The sequence below is a fragment of the Scopulibacillus cellulosilyticus genome, from assembly GCF_042665295.1.
Classification (GTDB): Bacteria; Bacillota; Bacilli; order Bacillales; family Sporolactobacillaceae; genus Scopulibacillus_A; species Scopulibacillus_A cellulosilyticus.
The window spans coordinates 590,857-604,228 of sequence record NZ_JBHTCO010000004.1 but is presented as its reverse complement, the minus strand read 5'-3'; the positions used below and the strand labels follow the sequence as shown (position 1 = coordinate 604,228).

Here is a 13,372-nt window from a genome sequence, read left to right as displayed (position 1 = left end):
TACACACCTTCCTTAATATCAATTAAACCACATCTAATATAAGCGCAACTTGACCATCGCCCAGTATCGTTGCACCTGAAAAACCATTTAGATGCGAAAAAAATTTACTGAGCGGTTTAATAACAATTTCTTGATGACCTAATATGTCATCGGCGATCAATGCAGAAATTTTATTGCTCTTTTGTACAATAATGACAGCTTTGTTGTTATGATCTTTACTTTCCCCAGGGACAGATAGATATTGATGCAGATCAATAAAAGGTACAACTTTATCCTTGTATGTCATAACAACTTGTTGGTTAATCCATTGTTTATCAATCTTTGTTAACAATGCTGTTTCTAAAATTACGGAAACCGGAAGCGCATAAGTTTCATTGGCTACTTTAATTAATAAAGCATGAATGATTGACAAAGTTAGCGGCAGCTGAATCGTGAAGGCTGTACCTTTCCCCGGAACAGATTGAACACTGACGCGCCCGCCGAGAGATTCAATTTTACTTTTTACAACATCCAATCCAACTCCGCGTCCCGAAACATCGGATACTTTTTCGGCCGTACTAAATCCTGATTGGAACATAAAATCAAAAACTTGTTGATTAGAGATTCCTGCCGACTCTTCCCTAGTTACCAGTCCGTTTTCAATGGCCTTTGATAAAATTTTGGTACGGTCGATGCCGCTTCCATCATCTCTAATTTCTATATAAATAAAATGTCCGCGCTGATAGGCTTTAAGTTCAATGGTCCCTTCTTCTTCCTTCCCGCTCTGGACCCGCACTTCAGGCTTCTCAATACCGTGATCTAATGAATTTCTTAACAAATGGACAATCGGATCACCGATTTCATCAATGACCGACCTATCGACTTCCGTTTCTGCTCCTGTGATAATAAGTTTAACTTTCTTATCCAATTCTTTTGCGAGACTTCTTACCATTCTCGGAAATCTATTAAATACTTTTTCGACCGGTTCCATTCGCATGCTTAAAATGATGTCTTGCATTTGATTAGATAACCGGGCAATTTTATTAACAGTATCCTTTAGTTCAATGTTTTCAATAGAATCAGTGATTTTTTCAAGTCTGCTTCGATCAATGATTAATTCTTCAAATAAATTCAACAAGTTATCGAGACGTTTTAAGTTAATGCGTACTGTTTTTCCAGCCGTTCCGGGCGATAATCGTTTTTTCTCGTCTTGCTTAAGAAATTCACTTTTTTTTATTTGAGTTTCAGGTTGTTTTTGCTCAGATGGCAATGTTAGTTCCATAATTTTAACGGAAGCTATTTCAGAGATTTGCATTATCGTTTTTTTGACTGTTTGACTTTCCTCGGTTGAAAGAAAAATTAATGAGAAGGTCAGATCAAAATCTTCTTCTTCGAGCCTCGGGGTTTCCGGAACGGTTTTAATTATTTCGCCTATTGCACCAAGTGCCTCTAATACCATAAATACTCTGACTGATTTTAACAGACAATTTTCTTGTAATTGAATGTCGATTTGATACGGATGACATTCTGATGAAGCAGCTGCTTCGACTGCTGATTTTTGAAAACCATCTAATTGTTGAAACTGTAATTGGAATTTATCTCGATTGGCCAAATAAGTTTCTCTTTCTTCGGCTTGACTATTCTTAATATCTTCTAATTTCTTTACCGTATTAGAAGTATCCCTATCGCACGCTTCACCTGATGAAATTTGACTAATCATCTTCTCCAGATGATCAACTGCTTCAAACAGGGTATCCATCAACTGTTCAGTAACGGTTAATTGTTCATTGCGGAGATCATCCAAAACATTTTCCATTTTATGAGTTAAATCTGCCATACCTTCAAACTCCATGGAAGCCGCCATACCTTTTAATGTATGTGCTGAACGAAATATTTCATTTATAATGGTGAGCTTATTTGGCTTGTTTTCCAACTCCAGTAACTTTTCATTTAAATTTTGCAGATGTTCGCTGCTCTCATCAATGAAAATATCAATATACTGATCCATATCCATAAATCATCAGCTCCCTGAAAAATTTAGTTGACGGCAGATGTCGGTGGAGATCGTATCTATATGGCTGATTTGATCAATTAATCCCGTTTCTACAGCGGCTTTTGGCATTCCATAAACGATTGCCGATTCTTTGGATTCAGCAATTGCATAAGTCGAAACATGATATTTTAATGCTTTTAAGCCTTGAGAACCATCTTTCCCCATACCTGTAAGAACTGCAGCGATCACCTGATACCCTTCTAACCCTGCAATTGATTGAAATAGCATATCAACTGAAGGTTTGACATTATGTATCGGCGGGGCGTCATGAATGACAATTTTAGGAGAGGATCCTCTATGTTTAACGCCCATATGATAGCCGCCCGGTGCAATGTATACTCTTCCGTTTTTAATCGTTTCGCCATTATTTGCTTCACAGACGGTCAATTGAGAGATACGATCCAGCCTTTCTGCAAAGGATTTTGTAAATTTGGGAGGCATATGCTGTACAATAAGAATTGGTGACGGAACCCCCCTCGGAATACGGGGAATCACTCTTTGTAAAGCTCTCGGACCGCCTGTAGAAGCACCAATACAAACGATTTTTTTCATCCTTTATCATCCTAATTCTATTAACTTTTTTAACCGGGTAAGAAAAGTCCGATAAGAAGTAACTGGTTTCTCTTTTTGACATCGAAGATATTGTTTAGCTGCTGTCATTATTTCACGGGCAAAAATTGTACTAGTTTGTGAAAGGATACAAGGATGCTGCTCTTTGACAGAGCGGATCACAGCTTTATCCCGGGAAATTGTAACAAGACATTCAATATCTTTATTAAGAAACCTTTTGGATACAGTTGACAGTTTTAACCAAGCTTGCTGACCCTCCCGTTTGTTATTAACTTCATTTAAAACACAAGAAACAGGAAGGTTTTTATCTTTAAGTGTGGCTAACTTTAAAATAGAGTAAGCATCAGCGAGCGCTGTCGGTTCGGGATTTGTAACGAGAATAATTTCATGAGCAGCCTGGATAAAACTCAGTATACCCTGACTCGTTCCGGCGCCGATATTGAATATAATAAAATCATAGCGGCTCTTTAATTGATCAAGTTGGTTTAAAAAAGTATCCAAAGATTTTGTATCAAGATGAAAAAGTTCAGAAAATCCTCCGTCTCCCGAGACATAGGAAACTTGCTTTGGTCCTTGAACAACACATTCATGAATCGGCAGACTGCCCTTAATTATTTCCAAAAAATTACTTTTGGCTTTAATGCCAAGTAAATATTCAATATTTCCCCTACCATTATCCAAATCAATAATTAATACCTTCTTGCCAAAAGAGCCCAAAGCTATTGAAAAATTAACGGTAAAAACCGATTTACCAACACCGCCTTTTCCATTGACAACAGCGATCGCTTTAGCTTCCGGCTGCTCTATGCAAGTCATGCGTTTTCTCAGCAATTCAGCTTGATCGTTCATTTTTTTCCTCCAAAAGATGATTGATCAAATCTTCTATATTCGCCTTAATAAGGTCATCCGGTACATTTTGACCATTTGAAAAATAAGCAACTTCATAGTAAGGATTTTTAAACAGCACATTTATGACATCACCGACTGTTAATGTTTCGTCCATTTTCGTAAAAATTAATTTTAAATCCGGCAGTATTGAAAATTGATGAATAATCCTTGCCATGTCGTTATATTTAGAAGTAGCCGCTAAAACAAGATATGTATCCAGGTCATTATTTTGCGGTAAAATATTTTGCAATTCTTGAATATAACAGTCTTTATGAAAATTACGGCCGGCTGTATCAATAAAAATAATATCGACATTTTTTAAACGGCTGACAGCCTCTTTAAAATCTGCAGACGAATAGGCTACTTCAACAGGAACCTTAAGAATTTGCGCGTATGTTTTTAATTGATCAATCGCCGCAATCCGGTAAGTGTCCGTAGTAATAAAAGCGGCCGTTTTCCCTTCATCAAGGATCGCTTGTGCCGCAAGTTTGGCAATTGTCGTTGTTTTTCCGACACCCGTTGGTCCTACAAGGGCAATAAATTTCTTTTTAGTCTGTGTTTTAAAACGTGAAGAAATGATTCGCCTTGCTATTTCCTCTGACAAACAATTTTTCATTTCAGTTTCCAGCAGTGTTTCGTCACTCTTATACCAGTTTTTAACGAGATGTTTTGTCAGGCGGTCAACTTCATCTGACGTAATCCCCTGTTCCAATAATCGCTTTCTAAAATTAAAAACAATATTTGGAATCGGTATATGCTTATCAAAGGATTGGACCGGTTGGTATACCGTTTCCTCAACAACCTTAGCTAACGGACTTTGTTTGGCTTTAGCCACAATTTTATTCCTAGTTGGTGTGACTGGATCGGGATCCTCAGCTGCAATCACCTCAATCTTCTCTTTTTTAAAGAAGAAGCGGCCATGGTAAACTTTTTTCGTGTATAAAATAACAGCATCTGAGCCTAGTTCCTTTTTAACTTTAGCCATTGCTTCAGACATGGTAGGCGCAGTAATTTTTTTCATTTTCACGCAGCTTTCACCACCCCAATACTTTGAACTTCAACATATGCTTCCAGCTCGTTATATGATAAAACAGCAACTTGAGGAAAATAGCGCTCAATCAATTGCTTGACGTACATACGGATGGCCGGTGAGCATAGGATGACGGGTTCTTCTTCGAAATTCACCCATTGCTCAACATAATGAGACATCTGATCAAGAATATGCTGCGTTTGCTCCATATCTAATGATAAAAAATGTCCATGTTCTGTTTTTTGGATCGATTCTGCAATTCTTTTTTCTAAATCCGGTCCTAACGTAACAACCTTAAGGGAATGATCCGGTCTAACAAACTGCCGGGTGATTTGCCGCGATAAAGCCTGTCTTACATATTCAGTCAGCAAATCAGTGTCTCTTGTTAATTGCCCGACATCTGCAAGCGTCTCAAAGATAACAGGCAAATTTCGAATTGAAAGTTTTTCTTTTAACAAATTAGCGAGCACCTTCTGAACATCCCCTATACTTAGAGGTTCTGGTGTGACCTCTTCAACCAGCGCCGGATAGGATTCATTTAAGTGGTCAATTAACAGTTTTGTTTCCTGCCTGCCCAATAGTTCAAAGCTATGTTTCTTTAATACTTCCGTTAAATGCGTTGAAACGACAGAAGGCGGATCAACAACTGTATAACCGGCAAGCTCCGCTGTTTCTTTTATATCTTCGGTTATCCAAAGGGCCGGAAGACCAAAAGCAGGTTCTGTCGTCTCAATCCCCATAACAGACTTGTCTTCGATGCCGGGGCTCATTGCTAAATAATGATCCAGAAGCAACTCGCCTCTAGTAACCTCTGAGCCTTTTATTTTTAGACGATAGGCATTCGGTTCCAGTTGAATATTATCTCTGATTCTGACAACAGGTAAAACAATACCAAGTTCAATTGCCAATTGGCGGCGAATCATAACGATTCTATCCAGCAAATCACCGCCTTGACCGGCATCAGCTAATGGAACCAAAGCGTAACCAAATTCAAATTCAATCGGATCCATTTGCAAGAGCTGAACAACATTTTCCGGTTTTTTAAATTGATCTTCATCGATAACCTCTTCTTCGGCTGGTTGTTCGTCAGTTTGTATACTGTTTTTTCTTAAAAAGAAACCCGCGATAAACAGCAATGCAGCAATTGGCAAAGTGACGAATAATCCGATCGGCGTAAATCCAAGCAGTAAAATAACACCGCCGGCCACAAATAACATGGCGGGATACCGCAATAGCTGTTTAGTAATATCTTGACTTAAATTTCCTTCTGAAGCCGCTCTCGTTACAACGATCCCTGTCGCCGTCGAAATCAACAAAGCAGGGATTTGACTGACCAGGCCGTCCCCAACAGTTAACAGCGTAAAGGTCTGTGATGCATCACTGATAGACATCCCTTTCTGTACCATACCGATGATGATGCCTACGATAAGATTAATGGTCACGATGATAATACTTGCTATAGCATCTCCTTTAACAAACTTGCTCGCACCATCCATTGCCCCGTAAAAGTCTGCTTCCTGTTCTATCTTTGAACGTTCCCGGCGTGCCTGTTGTTCGTTAATTATTCCGGCATTCAGATCGGCATCAATACTCATTTGCTTACCCGGCATTGCATCTAACGTAAACCGGGCAGCAACTTCCGAGACCCTTTCCGCCCCTTTAGTGATAACAATAAATTGAATGATAATGAGGATAAGGAAGACAACAAATCCGACAATTGGATTTCCTCCAATAACGAACTGTCCAAATGTTTCAATGACCTTGCCCGCATCTGCATTCCCTAATATGGATCTTGTTGTTGAAACATTCAGTCCTAATCTAAAAAGTGTTAATAAAAGCAATAATGATGGAAAAATAGAAAATTGCAACGGCTCATTCATGTTCATTGAAACGAGTATAACGATTAATGCTAAAGATATATTTACGATGATAAGCAGGCTTAGAATAAACGGCGGCAATGGTATAATAAGCATTAAAACGATTAAAATGACGCCGAATAAGACGATTAAATCCTTAGCCTTCATTCTTGTCCTCCTTTCAACACATTTTAAGTCAAACTTTACCTTTGAGGCGGTAAACGTAAGCTAAAATTTCTGCAATTGCCTTAAAAAATTGTTCCGGAACCAGGTCGCCAACCTCTAATTGATGGTATAAAGCCCTCGCTAAACTTCGCTTTTCAATAATGACTACATTATTGGCATTCGCTATTTCCCGAATTTTAAGAGCAAGATAGTCGGCGCCTTTAGCAATCATGACAGGGGCCGCCATTTTTCCGTCTTCATATTTTAATGCCACAGCAAAGTGGGTCGGGTTAGTAATAATCACATCGGCACCCGGGACTTCCTGCATCATCCGTCTTGCTGCCATTTGGCGTTGCCTTTCTTTAATTTTTGATTTGATTAAAGGATCCCCTTCGGTCTTTTTATATTCATCTTTAATATCCTGCTTTGACATCCGGATACTTTTTTCAAAATCAAACCTTTGATATGCATAATCTAATGCCCCAAGGAAAATAAGAAAAATTGAAGCAGCCAAACCCATTTCCAGCGTTACTTTTCCAACAAGAACTAATCCATCTATGAGCGGCTTATGAATAGAAAGAAAAATTGCTTCCCTGTTCATCCATATCACGTAAAAAGTGATAAAACCGATACTTAAAATTTTTAATAAAGATTTGATTAATTCAACAAGCGCCCTTATTGAATAGATCCTTTTAAAACCATTAAGGGGATTAATTCTATCTAATTTAAATTGAATGGCATCAGATGATAGAATTAATCTGGTCTGGAATAGATTGCTTATCATGCCAACAACTAGACTGATGATTAAGACAGGTGCAACGATATAGCCGGTTTGAATAATCATACTGCTGAATAAATGATGAATATTCTCTTCTGTCACCGGCATAATAAGATCATTTTTGAATATGGTAAACATCATATCTAATAATTTTTTACCGATACTTCCTGCCAAAAAGATAAATGATAGAAACACTGTCAAAAGGCTAAGCGCTGTATTCAAATCAGCACTCTTCGCTACCTGCCCTTTTTTACGGGTTTCTTCCCTCTTTCTCGGTGTTGCTTTTTCAGTCTTTTCTCCCGAAAAATACTGTAAATCAACTTTTAATAGCGCCATCCTAGAAACTCCCTAAAAACTGCATATAACTATTTACCGCTTCTGCCATTAATTCAAAAATGGTATGAACCAGCGTAAAAAACACCGGAAAAATCAATAATAAAAGTACAAAACCAACGATGATCTTCATCGGCAAGCCAACGATAAAAACATTGACCTGAGGCACCGTCCTTGCCACAATCCCTAATGCCACATCTACCAGAAATAGACAAGCAATAATCGGCATTGCCATTTGAAAAGATATACCCACCATCTTTAAAAAAACATTCACAATAAAATGAGCTGTCGAACCTTGCATCAAATGAATCGATAAATCATTAACTTTTATAAGCCGAAAGCTATCCAAAATGCCTTTAATAAGCATCAAATGACCATCAAGTGCTAACATTAATAACAAAGCAAGAACATTTAAAAACTGCCCGGTTAACGGGGAAGTAACACCGTTCTCAGGATTAATTGTATTTGCAATAGCCAAACCCATTTGTACATCTATAAAATAACCTGCCATTTGCACAGCATAGATTAATAACCCCGCTACAAATCCAATAGAGAGCCCGACGATCGCTTCTTTAATAATAAGTAACAGATAATAGGCATTTATAGATAAAGGCGGCGTCTCCCGCATCAATGTTGCTGTTACAATTAAGGCTAAAATGGCTGCCAGCCCAATCTTTACTCTTCCCGGTATCGTCCGGTAAGAAAAAATCGGCATCGTTACGAAAAAACTTGCGAGTCTTACTAAAACTAAAAGATAAATAGGCAATGCGTTTAATAGATTCATATTAACCTACAAAATGATCCAGATTTGCAAAAATATCTTGAGTAAACGTCAGCATTTTCGATAACATCCATGGACCAAATAAAATAAGAACTAACAATACAGCAACAATCTTCGGAATAAAAGCTAATGTTTGCTCTTGAATTTGCGTAGCGGCTTGAATAATGCTGATGAGTAAACCTACAACTAAAGCAACAGCGAGCAAGGGACCGGCAACGACAAGTATCGTCATGACACCTCTCTCTGCCAGCGTTATGATAAATTCTGAACTCACAAGTATTCACCTTCCATATCACGAATAGCCGGCTAACAACGATTGAACAACAAGATACCAGCCATCAACCATAATAAACAGCAGGATTTTAAATGGTAATGAAATAACGACCGGCGGGAGCATCATCATTCCCATTGCCATAAGAACGCTGGCAACAACCATATCGATAACCAAAAACGGTATGAAAATCATAAATCCCATTTCAAAAGCTGTTTTCATTTCACTAATCGTAAAAGCTGGCACCATTGCTGTCATTGGAATATCATTAATCGTTTTTGGCTGTTTATAATGTCCGTACTTTAAAAAAAGATTTAAGTCCTTTTGCCTTGTTTGTTTAGCCATAAATTCTTTAAAAGGATCTTCAGCTCTGGTAATCGCTTCTTTTTGTGAGATATGGCCATTTAAATAAGGCTTCAGCGCATCGTGATTCACCTGGGAAAATACCGGTGCCATGATAAATAGCGTTAAAAATAAAGCTAAGCCAATGAGTACCTGGTTTGGCGGCGTCTGCTGGGTGGACAGCGAAGTGCGTACAAATGAAAGCACAATGACGATTCTGGTAAATGACGTCATTAGAATTAAAATGGCCGGGGCCAAAGATAAAATTGTTATTAATAACAGCAGTTGAAGCGATGTTGCAACATCTGATGGATGTTGACTTAAAACATTTGTATGTATTCCCGGTATGATATTACTCATGATTTGAATCCTTCCGAATAACCTCTTTTATCTTTTTAGAACGTTCTCTTTTTATCGCCCCAAGCTGTCTGGCTAATATTTTTTTAAAATCATAATGTGCCGCTTTGTAGTTATCATCTTTTTTAGCTTTGTCGACCGTCCAATCAAGCATTTTTTTAATGTTCCGCTGCACCGGATCCGGCTCATCAGTTTTTTCAAGCAGGTCCCTGATCACTGATTCATCCGTAATTTCTTTCAGTAATTGAACATTGTCACCAACACCGACGACTAATATTTCCCCGCCAACCCTGACAAGTTGAACAGATCTGTTTGGACCAACCGAAACACCGCCAATATTTTTAATGGCGCCATATTCCCGGAATGCCTTCGTTTTTTTTCCAAGCACTTTATACAAAAAATAAATTAAAGCGATTATGACAGCCAGGGCGCCGATAAGTTTTAAAAAGACAACAAATAAGTTCGCCTTCTTTGCCGGCATATCCGCTTGACTTTTAATACCATTGCTTTGATTGCCTGATTTAACTTTGACATCATGCTGGCCTTGCTTAATGGCTTCTTCGACCGTTTGGCTGTCGTTCGGTGTTTCAGCCTTAGCAATAATGGCTTGACCAAAACACAAGACGATTAACATGACACAGGCTAAAAGCTTTTTTTGCATTAACTTATGCACCTCTTATGTTGTAGTCAACCCAATACTTTCTTAATAGCCTCATTAACCCGGTCAGCTTGGAAAGGCTTTACAATAAAGTCTTTTGCTCCGGCTTGAATAGCATCAATAACCATCGCCTGCTGCCCCATCGCTGAACACATTATGACTTTAGCGTCGGGATTAATTTCACGAATTTTTTTCAAGCTTGTAATACCATCCATCTCAGGCATTGTAATATCCATGGTGACTAAATCAGGCTTTAATTCATTATATTTTTCTACAGCTTCTTTTCCGTCACCAGCCTCACCTGCAACTGAATAACCGTTTTTTGTTAAAATATCTTTCAGCATCATCCTCATAAAAGCAGCATCATCAACAATTAAAATACGATTTCCCATTTTTTCTCCTCCAACTCTCTATTTCTCCAGTCTAGACTGAGACTTTTAATATTTTGTTATATTTTATTTAAACGGTCTCTTTGATTTATAATCTCAGTAATTCTTACCCCAAAATTCTCGTCTATTACAACAACTTCTCCTTTAGCAATCGGTTTCTGATTAATTAATATATCCACCGGTTCACCAGCCAGTTTGTCTAATTCAATGATAGATCCCTGGCTCAATTCAAGAACTTCTTTAATTGTTTTCTTTGTTTGGCCAAGTTCAACGCTGACTTGAAGCGGTATGTCAAACAGCAGCTCAAGATTTTGTTTTTTAGGCATCGAATCTGTTTGCTGATCGAATTCGGGAAACGCAACAGCTTGAACATTTAAATTTGACTGCGCGCTTTTTGATGAAGTTTTTTTGGCAACCGATATGATTTCATCATCCTGTTTAGACCGAAACGGTTCTAAGTCATTGGCCAAATCCTGGGAGACAGTTACTGTTTCAGATTGATCGTCTTTGACTGGATCATAAGCATTATCTTCATCCTTATTTAAAAGATGCGTAACCAATTCTTTCGCAAAGTCAATCGGCACAATTTGCATAATGCTTGAATCAATTAGATTTCCAACAGTTAGATGGAATGATATTTTGAACATCGTATCATCATCCGGCAAGATAGACGTTCCACGATCAGTCTTAATATCCATAAGTTCAATTGTTGGCGGAGAAATATCTATTTTTCTATCAAATACCGTTGACATTGAGGTCGCTGATGATCCCATCATTTGGTTCATCGCTTCTTGAACAGCACTTAATTCCATTTCACCGACTTCTTTTTTCGGATCGGAGCCGGCGCCCCCCATCATTAAATCAGCAATGACACTGGCATCCTGCGTTTTTATCATTAGTACATTCGATCCTTTGAAACCCTCAGTGTAGTTAACAAGAACTGAAACATATGGGACTGGAAATTCCTTTTCAAGATCACCCTTTTCAACGAGGGAAACAACCGGTGTCGTAATATCTACCTTCTGATTTAAAATGGTTGACAAGGCTGTTGCAGCACTGCCAAATGAAATATTGCCAATTTCACCAAGAACATCTTGCTCCATTTCATTGATATAATCCTTCAAGTCCTTACGATTTGAAGCTTTACTTTCATTAAAGTCATCACTTGTATTACCTAGCAATGCGTCAATCTCCTCTTGTGAAAGCATCCCATCATCACTCATCGATGTCATCCCCTTCCATCATTGCATCTAAGATTTGTACTGCTAACCGGCTGCCTTGTTTACCAGGTTGGGCATAGAATTTAGGATACCCCCCTGCTTTAACGATAAGCGGGTCGGTGATTTTTTGATTGAGCACGATGACATCACCAATTTCTAAATCCAAAAATTCTTCCACCGTCATGGAGGAATTCCCTAATTCAGCGACAACCTTTAAAGACGACCCTTTAATGCTGTACGCAAGGGCTCGGTGATCTTCCGGCGAGTGTTCAACTTTTTTCTCGTCCATCCAATAATGCATAGATAAATTTTGAAGGATTGGCTCCAATGCAACGTGCGGCAGACATATATTAATCATGCCGCTTGATTCGCCAATCGTTGTTGCCAAAGTAACAACGATGACTGTTTCATTAGGTGAAACTAATTGCAAAAACTGCGGATTTGTCTCCAGATCCAATAATTTAGGCTGAATTTCATGAATAGAAGACCATGCCTCTTTAAAGGTTTCAAGACAGTCGATAAACAACTCGCTCATCAGTTTCGATTCAATTTCGGTTAAGTTGTCAATTTTATTCAGCCCGGCACCTAATCCTCCAAGCAGCCTGTCAATCATTGCGTAGGCTACATTCGGATTGACTTCAATAACCATTCTGCCTTCCAAAGGCGGCGATTCAAAAATATTAAGGATCGTCATGCTTGGAATCGAGCGGATAAATTCTTCATAAGGCAATTGCTCGACTGATGCTGCATTAAATTGAACATATGTACGAAGCTGAGCAGAAAAATAAGAAGTTAATAACCTCGCAAAGTTTTCATGAATTCTTGTCAAGCTTCTAATTTGATCTTTGGAAAAACGGAGTGCTTTTTTAAAGTCATAAACTTTTTCCTTATTTGCTTGTTCTTCTTTTTTTAATTCGTCTGCATCCATTTCACCAGTTGAAATAGCTGACAGCAGCGCATCAATTTCTGATTGTGATAGAATGTCTGACACCTGATACACCCCTTGCTCTATTATTGAATAATCTTTTCGGTTGTATAAACGTGAGTCACTTGACCGCTTTCCAGGTCTTGATTGATTTTAGATTTTATTAAATTTTCAAGCCTGGTTAATCCTTTAGGGCCTTGTAAATCACGAGGTGTCATCCCTGATAAAATATAAATAATAGCATTCTTAACTTGAAACTCCCTATCAGTCAATTCCTTCTTCGCATCTTTATTAGATACTTGAATCTTAAATTGAACTTTTATGTAGTGATCATCCTTTAAGTTCGTTGTGATCTCGTCGGTATCTACTGTTAAATTCTTAATGATATACTTAATATCATTATTTTTATCCTTTGCTGAACCAATTTTATTTGAATCCATAAAATAGAACCAAAGATACCCCGCTAATCCGATGACAATAACACTGAAAACAACGATGAAAAATATTTTTAATCCTCTGCTTCTGAACATGAGGAAATTCCCTCCCTGGCTGCAGACAAAGATAAAAGCGGTATTTCCCTCATAAAATCTATCGCTTTTTTCCTAACTTCATCTACTGAGTCCATCACTACAATTTTCTTTCCGGTAGTTAAAGTTATAGTTGTATCCGGCAGCGACTCAATTTGTTCAATTAATAATACATTTAGAGTAAATGAGCAGCCATTCAAACGGGTAAGTTGAATCATGTTATTCATAAGGTCAAACACAAGCGTCTGAC

Annotated in this window: 15 protein-coding genes; all 15 read right to left on the bottom strand. The window is 38.1% G+C overall.

What is annotated here, in order from left to right; translation table 11 throughout:
- Positions 1 to 22 precede the first annotated feature (22 nt).
- From ACFQRG_RS06185 to ACFQRG_RS06115, 15 genes are read right to left on the bottom strand one after another with little or no spacing between them, the layout of a single operon-like run.
- Positions 23 to 1,993, bottom strand: coding sequence for a chemotaxis protein CheW (locus tag ACFQRG_RS06185; RefSeq protein WP_380964793.1), 1,971 nt, complete (start codon positions 1,991 to 1,993; stop codon positions 23 to 25).
- Positions 1,994 to 1,999: 6 nt separating this feature from the next.
- Entirely contained in the window at positions 2,000 to 2,584 is a 585-nt protein-coding gene (locus tag ACFQRG_RS06180; protein WP_380964791.1) for a CheB methylesterase domain-containing protein, read from the bottom strand.
- A gap of 6 nt (positions 2,585 to 2,590) precedes the next feature.
- On the bottom strand, positions 2,591 to 3,451 hold the full coding sequence (locus ACFQRG_RS06175) for an AAA family ATPase (protein ID WP_380964789.1): 861 nt from the start codon (positions 3,449 to 3,451) through the stop codon (positions 2,591 to 2,593).
- A complete protein-coding gene (locus ACFQRG_RS06170; protein ID WP_380965002.1) occupies positions 3,435 to 4,511 on the bottom strand; it encodes a flagellar biosynthesis protein FlhF in 1,077 nt (358 codons plus the stop codon). Before ACFQRG_RS06170 ends, ACFQRG_RS06175 begins: the two co-directional genes overlap by 17 nt.
- Before the next feature lie 2 nt (positions 4,512 to 4,513).
- Complete coding sequence (gene flhA, locus ACFQRG_RS06165) at positions 4,514 to 6,544, bottom strand: flagellar biosynthesis protein FlhA (RefSeq protein WP_380964787.1); 2,031 nt, start codon at positions 6,542 to 6,544, stop codon at positions 4,514 to 4,516.
- 28 nt (positions 6,545 to 6,572) lie between these two features.
- Complete coding sequence (gene flhB / locus ACFQRG_RS06160; RefSeq protein ID WP_380964785.1) at positions 6,573 to 7,655, bottom strand: flagellar biosynthesis protein FlhB; 1,083 nt, start codon at positions 7,653 to 7,655, stop codon at positions 6,573 to 6,575.
- Between the two features lies 1 nt (position 7,656).
- On the bottom strand, positions 7,657 to 8,436 hold the full coding sequence (gene fliR / locus ACFQRG_RS06155; RefSeq protein WP_380964783.1) for a flagellar biosynthetic protein FliR: 780 nt from the start codon (positions 8,434 to 8,436) through the stop codon (positions 7,657 to 7,659).
- Between the two features lies 1 nt (position 8,437).
- Complete coding sequence (gene fliQ / locus ACFQRG_RS06150) at positions 8,438 to 8,707, bottom strand: flagellar biosynthesis protein FliQ (RefSeq protein ID WP_380964781.1); 270 nt, start codon at positions 8,705 to 8,707, stop codon at positions 8,438 to 8,440.
- Between the two features lie 18 nt (positions 8,708 to 8,725).
- Complete coding sequence (fliP, locus tag ACFQRG_RS06145) at positions 8,726 to 9,406, bottom strand: flagellar type III secretion system pore protein FliP (protein WP_380964779.1); 681 nt, start codon at positions 9,404 to 9,406, stop codon at positions 8,726 to 8,728.
- On the bottom strand, positions 9,399 to 10,064 hold the full coding sequence (gene fliO / locus ACFQRG_RS06140) for a flagellar biosynthetic protein FliO (protein ID WP_380964777.1): 666 nt from the start codon (positions 10,062 to 10,064) through the stop codon (positions 9,399 to 9,401). Before fliO ends, fliP begins: the two co-directional genes overlap by 8 nt.
- 26 nt (positions 10,065 to 10,090) lie before the next feature.
- A complete protein-coding gene (locus ACFQRG_RS06135) occupies positions 10,091 to 10,453 on the bottom strand; it encodes a response regulator (protein WP_380964775.1) in 363 nt (120 codons plus the stop codon).
- A gap of 56 nt (positions 10,454 to 10,509) precedes the next feature.
- Positions 10,510 to 11,673, bottom strand: coding sequence for a flagellar motor switch phosphatase FliY (fliY, locus tag ACFQRG_RS06130; protein ID WP_380964773.1), 1,164 nt, complete (start codon positions 11,671 to 11,673; stop codon positions 10,510 to 10,512).
- Positions 11,666 to 12,661: a flagellar motor switch protein FliM gene (gene fliM, locus ACFQRG_RS06125; protein WP_380964771.1), complete on the bottom strand. Its 996-nt coding sequence runs from the start codon at positions 12,659 to 12,661 to the stop codon at positions 11,666 to 11,668. Before fliM ends, fliY begins: the two co-directional genes overlap by 8 nt.
- A gap of 20 nt (positions 12,662 to 12,681) precedes the next feature.
- Positions 12,682 to 13,125, bottom strand: a complete 444-nt coding sequence (locus ACFQRG_RS06120) for a flagellar basal body-associated FliL family protein (protein WP_380964769.1) — start codon at positions 13,123 to 13,125, stop codon at positions 12,682 to 12,684.
- The gene (locus tag ACFQRG_RS06115) at positions 13,104 to 13,340 is read right to left on the bottom strand and encodes a flagellar FlbD family protein (RefSeq protein WP_380965000.1); all 237 of its coding nucleotides are present in this window, start codon (positions 13,338 to 13,340) and stop codon (positions 13,104 to 13,106) included. Before ACFQRG_RS06115 ends, ACFQRG_RS06120 begins: the two co-directional genes overlap by 22 nt.
- Positions 13,341 to 13,372: the final 32 nt, after the last annotated feature.